The organism is Streptomyces sp. SID5910, from assembly GCF_009862125.1.
Taxonomy (GTDB): domain Bacteria; phylum Actinomycetota; class Actinomycetes; order Streptomycetales; family Streptomycetaceae; genus Streptomyces.
Map to the genome: position 1 here is coordinate 1 of NZ_WWHX01000964.1, position 15,978 is coordinate 15,978.

At 72.1% G+C, this 15,978-nt stretch carries 16 protein-coding genes and 1 pseudogene; 10 read left to right on the plus strand and 7 right to left on the minus strand.

The window, feature by feature from the left end; translation table 11 throughout:
- Positions 1-395: 395 nt before the first annotated feature.
- A complete protein-coding gene (locus tag GTW67_RS34505; RefSeq protein WP_161168656.1) occupies positions 396-1,892 on the minus strand; it encodes an MFS transporter in 1,497 nt (498 codons plus the stop codon).
- A gap of 547 nt (positions 1,893-2,439) precedes the next feature.
- Between GTW67_RS34505 and GTW67_RS34510 the strand changes: the two genes are divergently transcribed.
- Together GTW67_RS34510 and draK are read left to right on the plus strand one after the other, a co-directional pair.
- A complete protein-coding gene (locus GTW67_RS34510; protein ID WP_077798502.1) occupies positions 2,440-3,117 on the plus strand; it encodes a response regulator transcription factor in 678 nt (225 codons plus the stop codon).
- A 35-nt stretch (positions 3,118-3,152) separates the two neighbouring features.
- Entirely contained in the window at positions 3,153-4,430 is a 1,278-nt protein-coding gene (draK, locus tag GTW67_RS34515) for a two-component system sensor histidine kinase DraK (RefSeq protein WP_161168657.1), read from the plus strand.
- Between the two features lie 37 nt (positions 4,431-4,467).
- On the opposite strand, the gene GTW67_RS34520 is transcribed toward draK, so the two are convergent.
- On the minus strand, positions 4,468-5,043 hold the full coding sequence (locus GTW67_RS34520; protein WP_161168658.1) for a GtrA family protein: 576 nt from the start codon (positions 5,041-5,043) through the stop codon (positions 4,468-4,470).
- A 165-nt stretch (positions 5,044-5,208) separates the two neighbouring features.
- Here GTW67_RS34520 and GTW67_RS34525 point away from each other — a divergent pair, with 165 nt between their 5' ends.
- From GTW67_RS34525 to GTW67_RS34535, 3 genes are read left to right on the plus strand one after another with little or no spacing between them, the layout of a single operon-like run.
- Positions 5,209-6,348 carry a 5-(carboxyamino)imidazole ribonucleotide synthase gene (locus tag GTW67_RS34525; protein ID WP_346010815.1) on the plus strand — a complete coding sequence of 380 codons (1,140 nt, stop codon included), beginning with the start codon at positions 5,209-5,211 and terminating at the stop codon, positions 6,346-6,348.
- Positions 6,345-6,869 (plus strand): 5-(carboxyamino)imidazole ribonucleotide mutase, encoded by a 525-nt coding sequence (gene purE / locus GTW67_RS34530; protein ID WP_161168659.1) that lies wholly within the window; start codon positions 6,345-6,347, stop codon positions 6,867-6,869. Before GTW67_RS34525 ends, purE begins: the two co-directional genes overlap by 4 nt.
- 5 nt (positions 6,870-6,874) lie before the next feature.
- Positions 6,875-8,053 (plus strand): dipeptidase, encoded by a 1,179-nt coding sequence (locus tag GTW67_RS34535; protein WP_161168660.1) that lies wholly within the window; start codon positions 6,875-6,877, stop codon positions 8,051-8,053.
- Here GTW67_RS34535 and GTW67_RS34540 read toward each other — a convergent pair.
- Positions 8,002-9,147: an alkene reductase gene (locus GTW67_RS34540; protein WP_161168661.1), complete on the minus strand. Its 1,146-nt coding sequence runs from the start codon at positions 9,145-9,147 to the stop codon at positions 8,002-8,004. The genes GTW67_RS34535 and GTW67_RS34540 overlap by 52 nt on opposite strands.
- 56 nt (positions 9,148-9,203) lie before the next feature.
- Here GTW67_RS34540 and GTW67_RS34545 point away from each other — a divergent pair, with 56 nt between their 5' ends.
- Both GTW67_RS34545 and GTW67_RS34550 read left to right on the plus strand, forming a co-directional pair.
- A complete protein-coding gene (locus tag GTW67_RS34545; protein WP_161168670.1) occupies positions 9,204-9,560 on the plus strand; it encodes a MerR family transcriptional regulator in 357 nt (118 codons plus the stop codon).
- 106 nt (positions 9,561-9,666) lie between these two features.
- Positions 9,667-10,797 carry a dipeptidase gene (locus GTW67_RS34550; RefSeq protein ID WP_161168662.1) on the plus strand — a complete coding sequence of 377 codons (1,131 nt, stop codon included), beginning with the start codon at positions 9,667-9,669 and terminating at the stop codon, positions 10,795-10,797.
- Positions 10,798-10,808: 11 nt separating this feature from the next.
- Here GTW67_RS34550 and GTW67_RS34555 read toward each other — a convergent pair whose 3' ends face one another.
- Entirely contained in the window at positions 10,809-11,201 is a 393-nt protein-coding gene (locus GTW67_RS34555) for a VOC family protein (protein ID WP_161168663.1), read from the minus strand.
- A 34-nt stretch (positions 11,202-11,235) separates the two neighbouring features.
- The gene (locus GTW67_RS34560; RefSeq protein ID WP_161168664.1) at positions 11,236-11,607 is read right to left on the minus strand and encodes a VOC family protein; all 372 of its coding nucleotides are present in this window, start codon (positions 11,605-11,607) and stop codon (positions 11,236-11,238) included.
- A 92-nt stretch (positions 11,608-11,699) separates the two neighbouring features.
- Between GTW67_RS34560 and GTW67_RS34565 the strand changes: the two genes are divergently transcribed.
- Positions 11,700-12,206 (plus strand): CGNR zinc finger domain-containing protein, encoded by a 507-nt coding sequence (locus GTW67_RS34565; protein ID WP_161168665.1) that lies wholly within the window; start codon positions 11,700-11,702, stop codon positions 12,204-12,206.
- 112 nt (positions 12,207-12,318) lie between these two features.
- Here GTW67_RS34565 and GTW67_RS34570 read toward each other — a convergent pair whose 3' ends face one another.
- On the minus strand, positions 12,319-13,662 hold the full coding sequence (locus GTW67_RS34570; protein WP_161168666.1) for a UDP-glucose dehydrogenase family protein: 1,344 nt from the start codon (positions 13,660-13,662) through the stop codon (positions 12,319-12,321).
- Positions 13,663-13,843: 181 nt separating this feature from the next.
- Here GTW67_RS34570 and GTW67_RS34575 point away from each other — a divergent pair, with 181 nt between their 5' ends.
- A complete protein-coding gene (locus tag GTW67_RS34575) occupies positions 13,844-15,001 on the plus strand; it encodes an acyl-CoA dehydrogenase (protein ID WP_161168667.1) in 1,158 nt (385 codons plus the stop codon).
- 66 nt (positions 15,002-15,067) lie between these two features.
- Here the strand turns inward: GTW67_RS34575 and GTW67_RS34580 are convergent, their stop codons facing one another.
- Positions 15,068-15,634, minus strand: coding sequence for an acyl-CoA thioesterase (locus tag GTW67_RS34580; protein WP_161168668.1), 567 nt, complete (start codon positions 15,632-15,634; stop codon positions 15,068-15,070).
- 118 nt (positions 15,635-15,752) lie between these two features.
- On the opposite strand from GTW67_RS34580, the pseudogene GTW67_RS37290 reads away from it, so the two are divergent.
- Positions 15,753-15,978: pseudogene (locus GTW67_RS37290) on the plus strand (LCP family protein); the annotation flags it as partial.

Consider the following 15,978-nt stretch of genomic DNA (forward strand, 5'->3'; position numbering starts at 1 on the left):
CGTGCCGCCCCAGCGGCACGACTGCCCGCAGCTGCGAACGGCGTGGCGGCGGCCCGTGGCTACGGACGTCCTGGCAGCCTCGCAAGCGACGGACAGCGTGGCGGGGCGGGCTGCGGCGGTGCGGCTCACCGCAGCTACCTACGCGGCCCGTAGCTGCGAACGGCGTGGCGGCGGCCCGTGGCTACGGACGTCCTCGCAGCCTCGCAAGCGACGGACAGCGTGGCGGGGCGGGCTGCGGCGGTGCGGCTCACCGCAGCCACCTACGGCGGCCCGCAGCTGCGAACGGCGTGGCGGCGTACGGCTGCGGGCCGCCGTAGGGCCCCAAACGCCCGGAGGGCCGCCTCATCCGGGGTGGATGAGGCGGCCCTCCGAGAGCAAGGTGCGGCCGGTAGGCCTCAGCGGACGTCGCCCATGAGGTCCTTGACGCGCTTGCGGTACATCCAGATCGCGACGCCGGCGACCACGGCGAGCGTGGCCTCCAGGGCGACGATGCCCGTCTTGTTCAGGTCGACGCCGGCGATGGAGAGCAGGCCGGTCGTGGCGTCACCGGCGGTGACGGCCAGGAACCAGACGCCCATCATCTGCGACGCGTACTTCACCGGCGCCATCTTCGTGGTGACCGACAGGCCGACCGGCGAGAGCATCAGCTCACCGCAGGTCTGGACGAAGTAGATCGCCACCAGCCACATCGCGGCCGCCTTGTGACCGCCGTCGGCGATCGCCAGCGGGGCGAGGAAGAGGAAGAAGGACGCGCCGACCAGGACCAGGCCGCCGCAGAACTTGACGACCGTGCTCGGCTCCTTGCCGCGGCGGTTGAGCGCCAGCCACAGGGAGGCGAAGACCGGGGCCAGGGCCATGATGATGACCGGGTTGACCGACTGGTACCAGGAGACCGGGAACTCCCAGCCGAGGACGCTGTTCTCGGCGGAGGAGTCGGCGAAGATCGACAGCGTCGAGCCGCCCTGGTCGTAGATCATCCAGAACACGGCCGCGGCGACGAAGAACCAGATGTACGCCGACATCTTCGACTGCTCGCCGCGGTCCAGCGACTTGTCGCGCTTGATGCGGGTGAGCACCATGATCGGGATGATCACGCCGAGCAGGGTCAGCGGGACCAGGATCCAGTTCAGCGTGTAGTGGCCGGAGAAGCCGACGATCGCGTAGAAGACGACGGCGATCGCGGCCCAGAACGCGGCCTTGCGCAGCGTCGAGGTCTTCTCCTCCACCGACAGCGGCTTCGGGACGACGCTCGAGTGGGGGTCGAGGTGGCGGCTGCCGATCAGGAACTGGATCACACCGAGCGCCATGCCGACCGCCGCGAGCGCGAAGCCCAGGTGCCAGTTGACGTTCTCACCGATGGTGCCGATGGTCAGCGGCGCTATGAAGGCACCGAGGTTGATGCCCATGTAGAAGACGGTGAAGCCACCGTCGCGGCGCGGGTCGTCCGGGCCGTCGTAGAGCTGGCCGACCATCGTCGAGATGTTGGCCTTCAGCAGACCCGAGCCGATGGCGACCAGACCGAGGCCCGCGTAGAAGGTGCCCGAGGTGGGCAGCGCCAGCGTGAGGTGGCCGAGCATGATGACGCCGCCGGCGATGGCGACCGTCTTGCGGGGACCCCAGACACGGTCGCCGAACCAGCCGCCCGGCATCGTGAGCAGGTACACCAGCGACAGGTACACCGAGTAGATCGCGGTCGCGGTGCCGGCGCTGAGGCCGAGACCGCCGGGAGCGACGAGGTACAGCGGGAGGAGAGCCCTCATGCCGTAGTAGGAGAAACGCTCCCACATCTCGGTCATGAAGAGAGTGGCCAGTCCGCGGGGGTGGCCGAAGAAGGTCTTCTCGGAACCGGGGGTGCCCGGGCGGACCGAGTCCTTCGTCAGGCTGGACGCCATGGTCGTTCCTTGCTGTCGGGACGCGCTCATGAGGCGATGCGCGCCCGGTGGGGGGCAGCCGGCACCGGCGGCCTCACCCGTCCGACCCCACGCCTGAGGGATTCGCCCCGGATCACGGAGCGATGGACGGCGACCACCGGGATCCACGCCTCCGCGCGCTTCACTGCGCGCGATGAGGCCCGGCCACAGGTCATTCCTTTCGAGGCCGGCCGTGGACCGGCCCGCACACGAAAGAGACCTTCAGCGTCGAACTGTCGCCAAAGGTCCTCTGGGTGCTACAGGCGCTGATTCACCATACGGCAGGACACCGCCCGGTATGGAAGGACTTGAGACGCGGATCACAGGTGACGACGGAACCGCGAACGGTCATTCGAAGGTCCCTCCCAGGATGACACCCCACAGCCGCAGGTCCGTCACCGGGGCGGCAGTGCGGGCCGGAGGGCGTGCACCCGGCCCGGCCGCGGGACCTGTCCGGCATGTCCGGAGGTAAGAGACCCTCACCCCGATCACACCCCGGGCGTTGCTCCGAGCGGACTACCATCAGCCCATGACCCGTGTACTGCTCGCCGAGGACGACGCGTCCATCTCGGAGCCGCTGGCCCGCGCACTGCGCCGGGAAGGGTACGAGGTCGAGGTGCGTGAGGACGGCCCCACCGCGCTCGACGCCGGGATGCAGGGCGGCATCGACCTGGTGGTGCTGGACCTCGGGCTGCCCGGCATGGACGGGCTGGAGGTCGCCCGCCGGCTGCGCTCCGAAGGGCACGCCGTGCCGATCCTGATCCTGACCGCCCGCGCCGACGAGGTGGACACCGTCGTCGGCCTGGACGCCGGCGCCGACGACTACGTCACCAAGCCCTTCCGGCTGGCCGAGCTGCTCGCCCGGGTCCGCGCCCTGCTGCGGCGCGGCGCCGCCGAGCCCCAGCAGCCGCCCGCCACGCACGGCGTGCGCATCGACGTCGAGTCGCACCGCGCCTGGATGGGCGACGAGGAGCTCCAGCTCACCGCCAAGGAGTTCGACCTGCTGCGGGTCCTGGTCCGCGACGCCGGCCGCGTGGTCACCCGCGACCAGCTGATGCGCGAGGTCTGGGACACCACCTGGTGGTCGTCGACCAAGACCCTCGACATGCACATCTCCTGGCTGCGCAAGAAGCTGGGCGACGACGCGGCCAACCCCCGCTACATCGCCACGGTGCGCGGCGTGGGCTTCCGCTTCGAGAAGAACTGAGCCCTCCGGGGCCGTACGCGGGTACGTAGGGGAACATGCGCCGCCGACTGATCCAGTCCACGCTCGCCGTGGTGCTCGTCGTGATCGCCGTCTTCGGCGTCTCCCTCGTCATCGTCGAGACCCGCACCATCAGCACCACCGCCCAGGAGCGGGTGGACCTGGAGGCGGTGCGGCTGGCCAGCATCGTGGACAGCCGGCTGCTCGGCACCGGGTCCGTCGACGCGGGCTTCCTGCGCGAGCAGGTCGCCGACGCCCGGTACGCGGTGATCCGCATCCCCGGCCTGCCGGTCATCGAGGTCGGCAGCGCGCCGGAGGGCGACGTCATCCGGGGCAAGGCCACCGGCGAGGAGGGCGAGACCGTCCTCGTGGAGGAGCCGCGCTCCTCGGTGACCCGGGAGGTCGGCCGGACCCTGCTGATCATCGGCCTGGTCGCGCTGCTCGCGGTGATCGCCGCGGTACTGCTCGCCATCCGCCAGGCCAACCGCCTCGCCTCCCCGCTCACCGACCTCGCCGAGACCGCCGAACGCCTCGGCTCCGGCGACCCGCGCCCGCGGCACAAGCGCTACGGCGTCCCCGAGCTGGACCGCGTCGCGGACGTCCTGGACTCCTCCGCCGAGCGCATCGCCCGGATGCTCACCGCCGAACGCCGCCTAGCCGCCGACGCCTCCCACCAGCTCCGCACGCCGCTGACCGCGCTGTCGATGCGGCTGGAGGAGATCACCCTCACCGACGAGCCGGAGACGGTGAAGGAGGAGGCGACGATCGCGCTGTCGCAGGTGGAGCGGCTGACGGACGTCGTGGACCGGCTGCTGACGAACTCCCGCGACCCGCGCAGCGGCTCCGCCGTCACCTTCGAGCTGGACGACGTCATCCAGCAGCAGATCGCCGAGTGGCGGCCCGCCTACCGCAGTGAGGGACGGGCCATCGTCAGCTCCGGCAAGCGGCATCTGACGGCCGTGGGCACGCCGGGCGCGGTGGCGCAGGTGCTGGCCGCGCTGATCGAGAACTCCCTGATGCACGGCGGCGGCACGGTGGCCCTGCGGACCCGGGTCACCGGCAACCAGGCGGTGGTCGAGGTCACCGACGAGGGACCCGGCGTCCCGGCCGACCTGGGGGCGCGGATCTTCGAGCGCACCATCAGCGGGCGGAACTCGACGGGCATCGGCCTCGCCGTCGCCCGGGACCTGGCCGAGGCGGACGGCGGCCGCCTGGAACTCCTCCAGCCCCGGCCCCCCGTCTTCGGCCTGTTCCTGTCCCGGACGCCGCCGAAGAAGTCGTCCGGGACGGGGGACGAGGGACCGACGGTGCGCTAGCAGCCGTCAGCCAGCAGCCAGCAGCCGGCAGCCGCCGTCAGCGCTGCGCCGCGGGGGCGCCGTCGGCCTCGCGCACCGCCGTCGGACGGTCGCGCTCCCCGCGGGAGTCCTGCCGCGTCCGCGGCGGCTCGGGGGCGGGCAGCGTGCGGAAGACCCAGCTGCGGTACGACCAGAACCGGAACAGCGTGCCGATGCCGATGCCGAGGAACTTGAAGATGTTGCTCTGCAACGGGCTGTCCCAGCCGAAGCCGTACGTCGCCGTGTAGAGCACGCCGTTCTCGATGACCAGACCGACCGCGCTGAACAGCAGGAACAGCGACATCTCGCGGGTACGGCCGCTCTTGTCGCGGTCCCGGTACGTGAAGTAGCGGAAGCCCAGGTAGTTGAAGACGATCGCGACGACGGTGGCGATGATGCTCGCCCGCACCACCTGGAGGCCGGTCGCGTGCCGGACCAGGTTGAAGACGATCAGGTTGACCAGCACTCCCGCGCCGCCCACCGCGCCGAACTTCAGCGCCTCACGCACCAGCCGGTCGAGCTTGCGCCGCAGGCCGCCGCGGGGTGCCGAGGACGCCGGGGGTGCCGTACGGGCACCAGAGGAACCATGTCCCATGGTCGTGCAGGCCCCCGTCCATCGGTTGGCGTCGGTCCAGTCATGCTAACCACCCCGGGATGCGATCTTCCTGCGGGCGCGGGTATCGCACGGCGAGCGGGCCGGGGGACGGCCGGGAAACGGCCGGTAAACCGGTGGGCTCCGCGCGGCCGATACGCTAGGGGTGTGACGTTCCCGGTAGTCGGCATGGTCGGCGGGGGCCAGCTCGCTCGTATGACACACGAGTCGGGCATCCCGTTGGGCATCAGGTTCAAGCTTCTCAGTGACACCCCTCAGGATTCCGCGGCGCAGGTCGTCAGCGATGTCGTCATCGGCGACTACCGCGACCTCGATACGCTGCGCGCGTTCGCGAGGGGCTGCGACGTGATCACTTTCGATCACGAACATGTACCGACCGAGCATCTACGGGCCCTGGAGGCGGACGGCATCCCCGTGCGCCCGGGGCCCGACGCGCTCGTGCACGCCCAGGACAAGGGGGTGATGCGAGCGAAGCTCGTCGCGATCGGCGTGCCCTGTCCCCGGCACCGGATCGTGAGCGACCCGGCCGACGTGGCCGCCTTCGCGGCCGAGGGCGACGGCTTCCCGGTCGTCCTCAAGACGGTCCGCGGCGGGTACGACGGCAAGGGCGTGTGGGTCGTGGACTCCGCCGAGGAGGCCGCCGAGCCCTTCCGCGCCGGGGTGCCCGTGCTGGCGGAGGAGAAGGTGGACTTCGTCCGCGAACTCGCCGCCAACGTGGTCCGCTCCCCGCACGGACAGGCCGTGGCCTACCCCGTCGTCGAGTCCCAGCAGGTCGGCGGCGTCTGCGACACGGTGATCGCGCCCGCCCCCGGCCTGGACGAGGACCTGGCGCTCAGGGCCGAGGAGATGGCCCTCGGCATCGCCAAGGAACTGGACGTCGTCGGCCACCTCGCCGTCGAGCTGTTCCAGACCCGCGACGGCCGCATCCTCGTCAACGAGCTCGCGATGCGCCCGCACAACTCCGGCCACTGGACGATGGACGGCGCGATCACCTCGCAGTTCGCCAACCACGTCCGCGCCGTCCTCGACCTCCCCCTCGGCGACCCGCGCCCGCGCGCGAAGTGGACCGTGATGGTCAACGTCCTGGGCGGTGACTACCCGGACATGTACTCCGCGTACCTGCACTGCATGGCCCGCGACCCCCAGCTCAAGATCCACATGTATGGCAAGGACGTGAAGCCCGGCCGCAAGGTGGGCCACGTCAACACCTACGGCGACGACCTGGACGACGTGCTGGAGCGCGCCCGTCACGCAGCCGGCTACCTGAGAGGCACGATCACCGAATGAGCCCTGTTGTCGGCATCGTCATGGGGTCGGACTCCGACTGGCCCGTCATGGAGGCCGCGGCCAAGGCACTCGACGAGTTCGAGATCGCCTACGAGGTCGACGTCGTCTCGGCGCACCGCATGCCGCACGAGATGATCGCGTACGGCGAGCAGGCCGCCGGGCGCGGTCTGAAGGCGATCATCGCCGGGGCCGGGGGCGCCGCCCACCTGCCCGGCATGCTCGCCTCGGTCACCCCGCTGCCGGTCATCGGCGTGCCCGTGCCGCTGAAGTACCTCGACGGCATGGACTCCCTGCTGTCGATCGTGCAGATGCCGGCCGGCGTCCCCGTCGCCACCGTCTCCGTCGGCGGCGCCCGCAACGCCGGCCTCCTGGCCGCCCGCATCCTCGCCGCCCACGACGAGGAGCTGCTCGGCCGGATGCGCGAGTTCCAGCAGGACCTCAACGACCAGGCCACCGAGAAGGGCAAGCGCCTGCGCAACAAGGTCGCGAGCTCGGCGTCCGGCTTCGGCTTCGGGAAGTGACGCGGATGACCTCGCTGGACAAGGCCCGGGAACTGCTGCGGGAGTTCCCCGTCGTCGACGGGCACAACGACCTGCCGTGGGCGCTGCGCGAGCAGGTGCGCTACGACCTCGACAGCCGGGACATCGCCGAGGACCAGTCCGCCCACCTGCACACCGACCTCGCCCGGCTGCGGGCCGGTGGCGTCGGCGCGCAGTACTGGTCGGTGTACGTCCGCTCCGACCTGCCGGACGCGGTGACGGCGACGCTGGAGCAGATCGACTGCGTACGGCAGCTGATCGACCGGCACCCGGGTGAGCTGCGGGCCGCGCTGACCGCCGCCGACATGGAGGCCGCGCGAGCGGAGGGCCGTATCGCGTCGCTGATGGGCGCCGAGGGCGGCCACTCCATCGACAACTCCCTCGCCACGCTCCGGGCGCTGTACGCGCTCGGTGTGCGCTACATGACCCTCACCCACAACGACAACGTGGCGTGGGCGGACTCGGCGACCGACGCACCCGGCGTCGGCGGGCTGTCGGCCTTCGGCCGCGAGGTCGTGCGGGAGATGAACCGCGAGGGCATGCTGGTCGACCTCTCGCACGTGGCGGCGACGACGATGCGGGACGCGCTGGACACCTCCACCGCGCCGGTGATCTTCTCGCACTCCTCGGCCCGGGCTGTCTGCGACCACCCGCGCAACATCCCGGACGACGTGCTGGAGCGGCTGCCCGCCAACGGCGGCATGGCGATGGTGACGTTCGTGCCGAAGTTCGTGCTCCAGGCGGCCGTGGACTGGACGGCCGCCGCCGACGAGAACATGCGCGCGCACGGCTTCCACCACCTCGACGCCGGTCCCGAGGCGATGAAGGTCCACGCGGCCTTCGAGGAGCGCACCCCGCGCCCGGTCGCCACGGTGTCCACGGTCGCCGACCACCTCGACCACATGCGCGAGGTCGCCGGCGTCGACCACCTCGGCATCGGCGGCGACTACGACGGCACGCCCTTCACGCCGGCCGGCCTGGACGACGTCTCGGGCTATCCGAACCTCGTCGCCGAGCTGCTGGACCGGGGCTGGTCGCAGGCCGACCTGGCCAAGCTGACCTGGAAGAACGCGGTACGGGTGCTGGGCGCCGCCGAGGACGTGGCGCGCGGGCTTCAGGCGACGCGGGGGCCGTCCAACGCGACCCTGGAGGACCTGGACGGCTGAGCCGGCTCTTGTGCGAGGGCGGGGTAGTCGGTGTAGCCGGTCGCCCCGCCCACGTACATGAGGTACCGGTCCCGCACCGGGTTCAGCGGTGCCCCGAGCCGCAGCCGCGTCACCAGGTCGGGGTTGGCCAGGAAGGGCCGGCCCAGGGCGATCAGGTCGGCGCCGGCGGCCAGCAGCCGCTCGGACGCGCGGCGCACGGCGTCGGTGGAGAGGTCGTCGCCCAGCACCGGGTTGGCGATCAGCACGCCCGGCCACCCGGCGCGGATCCTCCGGAACACCGGGGCGTCCGGGTCGGCGTGGACCTGGTGGAGGTAGGCGAGCCCGAGACCGCCGAGCCGTTCCACGAGCGCGGTGTAGATCTCCTCCGTCCTGCCCTCCGAGACGCCGTTGACGGTGCTGCCGGGGGAGACGCGCAGGCCCACCCGGTCGGCGCCGATCTCGGCGGCCACGGCCTCCGTCACCTCGGCCGTGAACCGGATCCGCGCGGCCGCCGGGCCGCCGTACCCGTCGGTGCGCAGGTTGGTGTTGGCGGCCAGGAACTGGTGCAGGAGATGGCCGTTGGCGGAGTGCACCTCGACCCCCTCGAACCCGGCGTCGAGCGCGTTGCGCGCGGCGCGCGCGAAGTCCGCGACGGTGGTGCGAATGTCCTCGGCGGTCATCTCCCTCGGCACGACGGACGGCCGGTGGCCCCCGGGCGTGAAGATCGTCTCGGGCAGCGGCACCGGCGAGGGCGCGACGGGCGTCAGTCCGCTGGTCGCGGGGTGCCCGACCCGGCCGCCGTGCTGGAGCTGGAGGAACATCCCGCCGCCCCCGGCCGCGCGCACCGCGTCGGTGACCCGCCGCCAGCCGGCCACGTGCCGGGCGCTGTGGACGGCGGTGATGTTCGGGTACGTCTGCCCGACCGCGTTCGGCGTCGCGGCCTCGGCGATGATCAGGCCGGCCGAGGCGCGCTGGGCGTAGTACTCGGCCATGAGCGGGGTCGGGGTGCCGTCGGCCTCGGCGCGATTGCGGGTCAGCGGGGCCATCACCAGGCGGTTGGGGAGGGTGAGCGGTCCGAGCGGGGCGGAGGCGAAGAGGTCCGTTGTGTTCGTCATGGCCGGTACGGTAAAACCTGACACTGGTGTCAGTTTCAAGCCCCGGAGGCGACGGCATGCGGATCGGCGAACTCGTCCGGCGCACGGGCGTCAGCGAACGCTCGCTGCGCTACTACGAGAAGCAGGGGCTGCTCGCGGCCGAGCGTACGCCCGGCGGGCACCGCGAGTACGCGGAGGCGGCCGTCGACCGGGTCATCCGCATCCAGGAGCTGTTCGCGGCCGGACTGTGCAGCAGCAAGATCGCCGAGCTGCTGCCCTGCATGCGGGACGGGGACGGCGGACCCTCGGCCGTCGCCACCCCGAAGCTGGTCGCCGACCTCACCGAGGAGCGCGCCCGCATCGACCGCACCATCGCCGACCTGCTCCGTTCCCGGGACACCCTGGACGAGGTGATCGACGCGGCCCGCGGCTGAGCACGGGCCCCGGGCGCCGTACCCCCGAACGCCGCACCCACCAGGAAGCCCCACCTGCTCCGTGTGACGGTGACCGTAACGCACGACGACCGTACGGAGCCCCGTCATGGCAGACCTCCAGGACGACCTGCACACCGGTGCCGAGGCCGGCGAGCTCGACGACCTGCCCGTGCCGCTGCCCGACGAGGCCTTCCCGCCCGAGCCCTACGCGCCCGTCTCCGACCCCGGCGACGAGCCGCTGACCCGCGCCCACGCCGTGCTGGCCGCCCACCCCGTCGCCGACGGCTACTGCGGCCTGCCCCGGGCGCTCAAGCACCTGTCCTGGTACGACCTGGAGCTGGGCGAGAGCGGCGTCCACACCGACGTGCCCCGGCTGCGCGAAGGACACGTCGGTGCCCTGTTCTGGTCGCTGCACCTGCCCGACGGCATCGACGGCGACCGGGCCGTCGGCGCCACCCTGGAGCAGCTCGACCTGGTCAAGACCGTCGTCCGCGCCCACCCCGAGGGCCTGCGGCTGGCGTACGACGCCGGGCAGACCATCGACGCCCGCAACTGCGGCCGCGTCGCCGTGCTGCCCGGCCCCGCCGGTGCCGCCGCGCTCGGCGACAGCATCGGCATCCTGCGCTCGCTGCACGCCCTCGGCCTGCGGATGCTCACGCTGACCGGCGCCTCCTGGGCGAGCGAGGCCGGACTGACCCGGTTCGGCGAGGAGGTCGTCCGCGAGATGAACCGGCTCGGCGTCCTCGCCGACCTCTCCGGCGCCGGCGAACAGACCGTCCGCCGCGTCCTCGCCGTCTCCAAGGCGCCCGCGCTGTGCACCCGCTCCGCCGCCCGCGCCCTGCGCCCGCACCCCGCCAACCTCCCCGACGACCTGCTCGCCGAGCTGGGCGCCGCCGGGGGCCTGTGCATGGTGCCGCTGACCGCCGAGCAGACCGGCCCGACCGTCCGCGACGTCGCCGACCACCTGGACCACGTCCGTGCCGTAGCCGGCCCGCGCAGCGTGGGCCTGTCCGGCACCTTCGACACCGGCACCGCCCATCCGCTGGAGCTGGGCGACGCCTCCTGCTACCCCCGTCTCGTCGCCGAGCTGCTGCGCCGCGGCTGGGACGAGGCCGACGTCGCCCTGCTGACCTGGGGGAACGTACAGCGGGTGCTACGGGGTGCGGCCTTCACCGCCCGCGCCGCGCAGCTACGGCGCCAGCCGTCGACCGCGACGATCGGCGCGCTCGACGGCTGAGCACCACGCCGTCAGGCGTGCTCGATCCGGCACAGGCAGAACGGATGCCCGGCCGGGTCGGCGTACACCATGAAGTCCTTCTTCTCCCGGTCCTCCAGGTCCAGCGGCCGGGCGCCCAGCGCGAGCGCCTTCTCGTGCGCCGCGTCCATCTCCTCCCAGGTCGCCCCGCCGTCGAAGTCGAGGTGGAACTGCTGGGCGTTGCGGTCGGAGCGCGGCCACTCGGGCGGGGTGAGCTCCGCAACCCGCTGGAAGGACACCCGCGGCCCGCCGGGCACCTGGAGCACCACCCAGTCCGGGTCCTGCTCGTCGGGGGTGCCGCCGCCGAGGCTCGCGTAGAAGCGGGCCAGCTCGCGGGGCTCGGGGCAGTCGACGACGACGGAACGGAAACGTGCCACGGGTGCCATGGGGTTCCTCCCGGTGATGTGGTGCGGGGTGGTGTCAGCAGGCGCAGAGGCAGAACGGGTGCCCGGCGAGGTCGGCGTAAACGCGGAACGACCGGGACCGGTCGTCGGCCTCCAGCGGGCGGGCGCCGAGCTCCAGCACCGCCTTCTCGGCCGCGTCCAGGTCCGGCACGGTGAGGTCGAGGTGGAACTGCTGCGCGCCGTCGGTCCCGGGCCACTCCGGGGGTACGTACCCGGGGGCGGCCTGGAACGCCAGGGCCTGCCCGCCCGGCAGTTTCAGGTCGACCCACTCGTCCCGGCCGTCGTTCTGGACCTCGACGGTGCCGCCGAGCACGTCGGCGTAGAAGCGGGCCAGCGCGCGGGGGTCGGGACAGTCCAGGACGACGACGCCCAGCTCGGCTACGGCCATGACTTCCTCCTTGAAGGCTGCGGTTACCAACAAGGTGCGGGTAACCGGTAACGGTTACTGCATGCTCCCCCATTGGCGGTAACGTCGCAAGCATGAGTGAGAGATCGCCCGCACCGGGAGGACTGGACCTCGTCCAGGCCCTGGTGAACACGCTGGACCTGGAGACGGGCGCCGACTCGCTGGGTACGCCGGAGGGCCGGGCGCGCTTCGGCCTGACGGAGGACGAGGTGCCGGGCGCGCGCGACCTGCGCGAGTCGCTGCGCGCGGCCCTGCTGGCGCACGCCGGCCACCCGCCGCACCGCACGGTCGCCCCGCTCGGCGAGCTGCTGGCCGGGGCCCCGCTGGTCGTGACGGTCGACGCGGCCGACGGCTCCGCCGCCCTCGCCCCGGCCCACCCCGGGTCCCTGCCCGCGCGGGTCGCCGCCGCCGTCGCCGAGGCGCTGGTCGCGGGTACCTGGAGCCGCCTCAAGGCGTGCGAGGCCGCCGACTGCCACTGGGCGTACTACGACCGCAGCCCGGCCGGACGCGGGCGCTGGTGCACGATGCGGGTGTGCGGGGCGCGCGCCAAGATGCGCCGGTACCGCGCCAAGGAGGCGTGACGCACAGCGGCTTCACCGGCCGGGGCGCGGGCCGGTGGGGCAGAATGCGGACGGACGCCGGTTCGGCCGACTGAGCCTCGGCCGAACCGGCGTCACCTGTCCGCGGTCGGCTCTAGGCCGTCGGCCGGCCCATCGCGCGGTACGTCCAGCCGGCCCGCCGCCAGGCCTCGGGGTCCAGGGCGTTGCGGCCGTCGAGGATCACCCGGGCCGTCACGGCCTCGCCCAGCGCCTCCGGGTCCAGCTCGCGGAACTCCCGCCACTCCGTCAGGTGCAGCACCGCGTCGGCGCCCCGCACCGCCTCCAGCGCCGTGTCCGCGTAGCCGAGCGTCGGGAACAGCCGCCGGGCGTTCTCCATGCCCTTCGGGTCGTACACCGTGACCTGGGCGCCCTGGAGGTGGATCTGCCCGGCGACGTTCAGCGCGGGCGAGTCCCGTACGTCGTCCGAGTCGGGCTTGAAGGTGGCGCCGAGCACCGCGACCCGCTTGCCGAGGAACGGGCCGCCGCCCAGCGCCTGCCGGGCCAGCTCGACCATCTGGCCGCGCTGGCGCATGTTGATGGAGTCGATCTCGCGCAGGAACGTCAGCGCCTGGTCGGCGCCGAGCTCACCGGCGCGCGCCATGAACGCCCGGATGTCCTTCGGCAGACAGCCGCCGCCGAAGCCGATCCCGGCCCGCAGGAACTTCCGCCCGATCCGGTCGTCGTGCCCGATGGCCTCCGCCAGCTTGGCGACGTCCCCGTCGGCGGCCTCGCAGACCTCCGCCATCGCGTTGATGAAGGAGATCTTGGTCGCCAGGAACGAGTTCGCGGCCGTCTTCACCAGCTCGGCCGTCGGGAAGTCGGTGACGACGAACGGCGAGCCCTCGGAGACCGGCGTGGCGTACACCTCGCGCAGCAGCTTCTCGGCCCGCTCGCTGCGCACCCCGACCACGATCCGGTCCGGGCGCAGCGTGTCCTGGACGGCGAAGCCCTCGCGCAGGAACTCCGGGTTCCAGGCCAGCTCGGCGTCGCCGCCCGCCGGGGCGTGCTCGACGAGGTAGGCGGCCAGCCGGTCGGCGCTGCCCACGGGCACGGTCGACTTGCCGACGACCAGGGCGGGACCGCGCAGATGCGGCGCGAGCGAGGCCAGCGCGGACTCGACGTACGACATGTCGCAGGCGTACTCGCCGTGCTTCTGCGGCGTGTTCACGCACAGGAAGTGCACGTCGCCGAAGGCCGCGACCTCCGCGAAGTCGGTGGTGAAGCGCAGCCGCCCGCTGGACCCCTCGATGCCGGCGACGTGCTTGCGCAGCAGGTCCTCCAGGCCCGGCTCGTACATCGGGACCTCGCCCCGCTGGAGCATCTCGATCTTCTCGGGGACCACGTCCAGGCCCAGCACCTCGAAACCGAGCTCGGCCATGGCCGCCGCATGGGTCGCGCCGAGGTAGCCGGTGCCGATCACGGTGATCTTGAGGGCCATGGGGTGCTCCAGAGGTGTACGGCTGAGGTGCGCGCCCGAGCATATCCGGGGCGCCGGGCGGGGCCTTCGGCCGCTGTCGTCAACCTCACCTATCCACGACCGCGGGCGGCGTTCTAAAATTTGGGTTACTTAACGGTAGTTAGCGTGCCCAGCATCACAGCGTTTTGGAGCGTGAGAGACCTTGGCCGGATCGGCTGACTTCGACCTGTACCGCCCGTCCGAGGAGCACGACATGCTCCGCGACGCCGTCCGCTCGCTGGCCGAGGCGAAGATCGCGCCGCACGCCGCCGCGGTGGACGAGGAGGCCCGCTTCCCGCAGGAGGCCCTCGACGCCCTGACCGCGAACGACCTGCACGCGGTGCACGTCCCCGAGGAGTACGGCGGCGCGGGCGCCGACGCCCTCGCCACGGTCATCGTGATCGAGGAGGTGGCCCGCGTCTGCGCGTCCTCCTCCCTCATCCCCGCGGTGAACAAGCTCGGCTCGCTGCCGGTGATCCTCTCCGGCTCCGAGGAGCTGAAGAAGAAGTACATGACCCCGCTCGCCAAGGGCGACGGCATGTTCTCCTACTGCCTCTCCGAGCCCGACGCGGGCTCCGACGCGGCCGGCATGAAGACCAAGGCCGTGCGCGACGGCGACTTCTGGGTGCTCAACGGCGTCAAGCGCTGGATCACCAACGCGGGCGTCTCCGAGTTCTACACGGTGATGGCCGTCACCGACCCGAGCAAGCGCTCCAAGGGCATCTCCGCGTTCGTCGTCGAGAAGTCCGACGAGGGCGTCTCCTTCGGCGCCCCGGAGAAGAAGCTCGGCATCAAGGGCTCGCCGACCCGCGAGGTCTACCTCGACAACGTCCGCATCCCCGCCGACCGCATGATCGGCGCGGAGGGCACCGGCTTCGCCACCGCGATGAAGACGCTGGACCACACCCGCATCACCATCGCCGCCCAGGCCCTCGGCATCGCCCAGGGCGCCCTCGACTACGCCAAGGGCTACGTCAAGGAGCGCAAGCAGTTCGGCAAGCCGATCGCCGACTTCCAGGGCGTCCAGTTCATGCTGGCCGACATGGCCATGAAGATCGAGGCCGCCCGCCAGCTCACCTACGCCGCCGCGGCGAAGTCCGAGCGCGGCGACAGCGACCTCACCTTCCAGGGCGCGGCCGCCAAGTGCTTCGCCTCGGACGTGGCCATGGAGGTCACCACCGACGCCGTCCAGCTCCTCGGCGGCTACGGCTACACCCGTGACTACCCGGTGGAGCGTATGATGCGCGACGCCAAGATCACCCAGATTTATGAGGGTACGAATCAGGTTCAGCGCATCGTCATGGCGCGCAACCTGCCGTAACGCGCCTCACACACGAGAAGGGGCGCCCGGGACTCGGTCCGGGGCGCCCCTTCTCGTCCGCGCGGCTCAGTCCTCGAAGCCCTCCGCGGCCCGCTTCTCCCGCAGCTCCATGATCGCGCGGCGGCGGGCCAGGCGGTGGGTGCGGCGGATCTGGGCCTCCTGGTAGCGCCGCTTGTCCTTCTCCGTCTCCGGGACGACCGGCGGCACCGAGCGGGGCTTGCCGTCGGCGTCCACCGCGGCGAACACCAGGTAGGCCGAGCCGACCTGGGTGGCGGGGGCGGACTCGTTCCAGCGCTCGGCCAGCACCCGCACGCCGACCTCCATGGAGGTGCGGCCGGTCCAGTTGACCTGGGCCTTCACATGGACGAGGTCACCGACGCGGACCGGTTCGAGGAACGCCATCTCGTCCATGGACGCGGTGACGGCGGGACCGCCGGAGTGCCGTCCGGCCACGGCGCCGGCCGCGTCGTCGACCAGCTTCATGATGACGCCGCCGTGCACCGTGCCCAGAAGGTTGGTGTCGCTGTGCGTCATGATGTGGCTGAGGGTGGTGCGGGAGGCCGAGGTCGGCTTGCCCGGGATCTCCGGTGTCGCCGACTCCGCGGCCGAGGCCTGTTCTGCCTGGTCTGTCATGCCCTCCACCTTATGCCGGGACCACAGCCGCGTAGTTTGTGTCAGCTTCGCAACAGCGCCGCCCCTATTTTCCGACGACCCTGTCAGCGGCGCCGTCCGGACCTGCACACTGGTCCGCATGACTGATTGGCCCCAGGGACGACCCGGTGACGACCGCGCCGGCCGGTACGGACGCGGCAGCGCGAGCGCACGGCCCGAGAGCGCCCGCGTGATGCGTCAGGTCCGCCGCGGCGCGGCGCCGCCGCCCGGCCCGGGCCAGGCAGCCCCGCAGTACGCGGGCGGGGTGCCCCAGCAGCCGTCGTACGTCGACGGCCAGGGCCATGACGGCTACGACAGCGGCTACA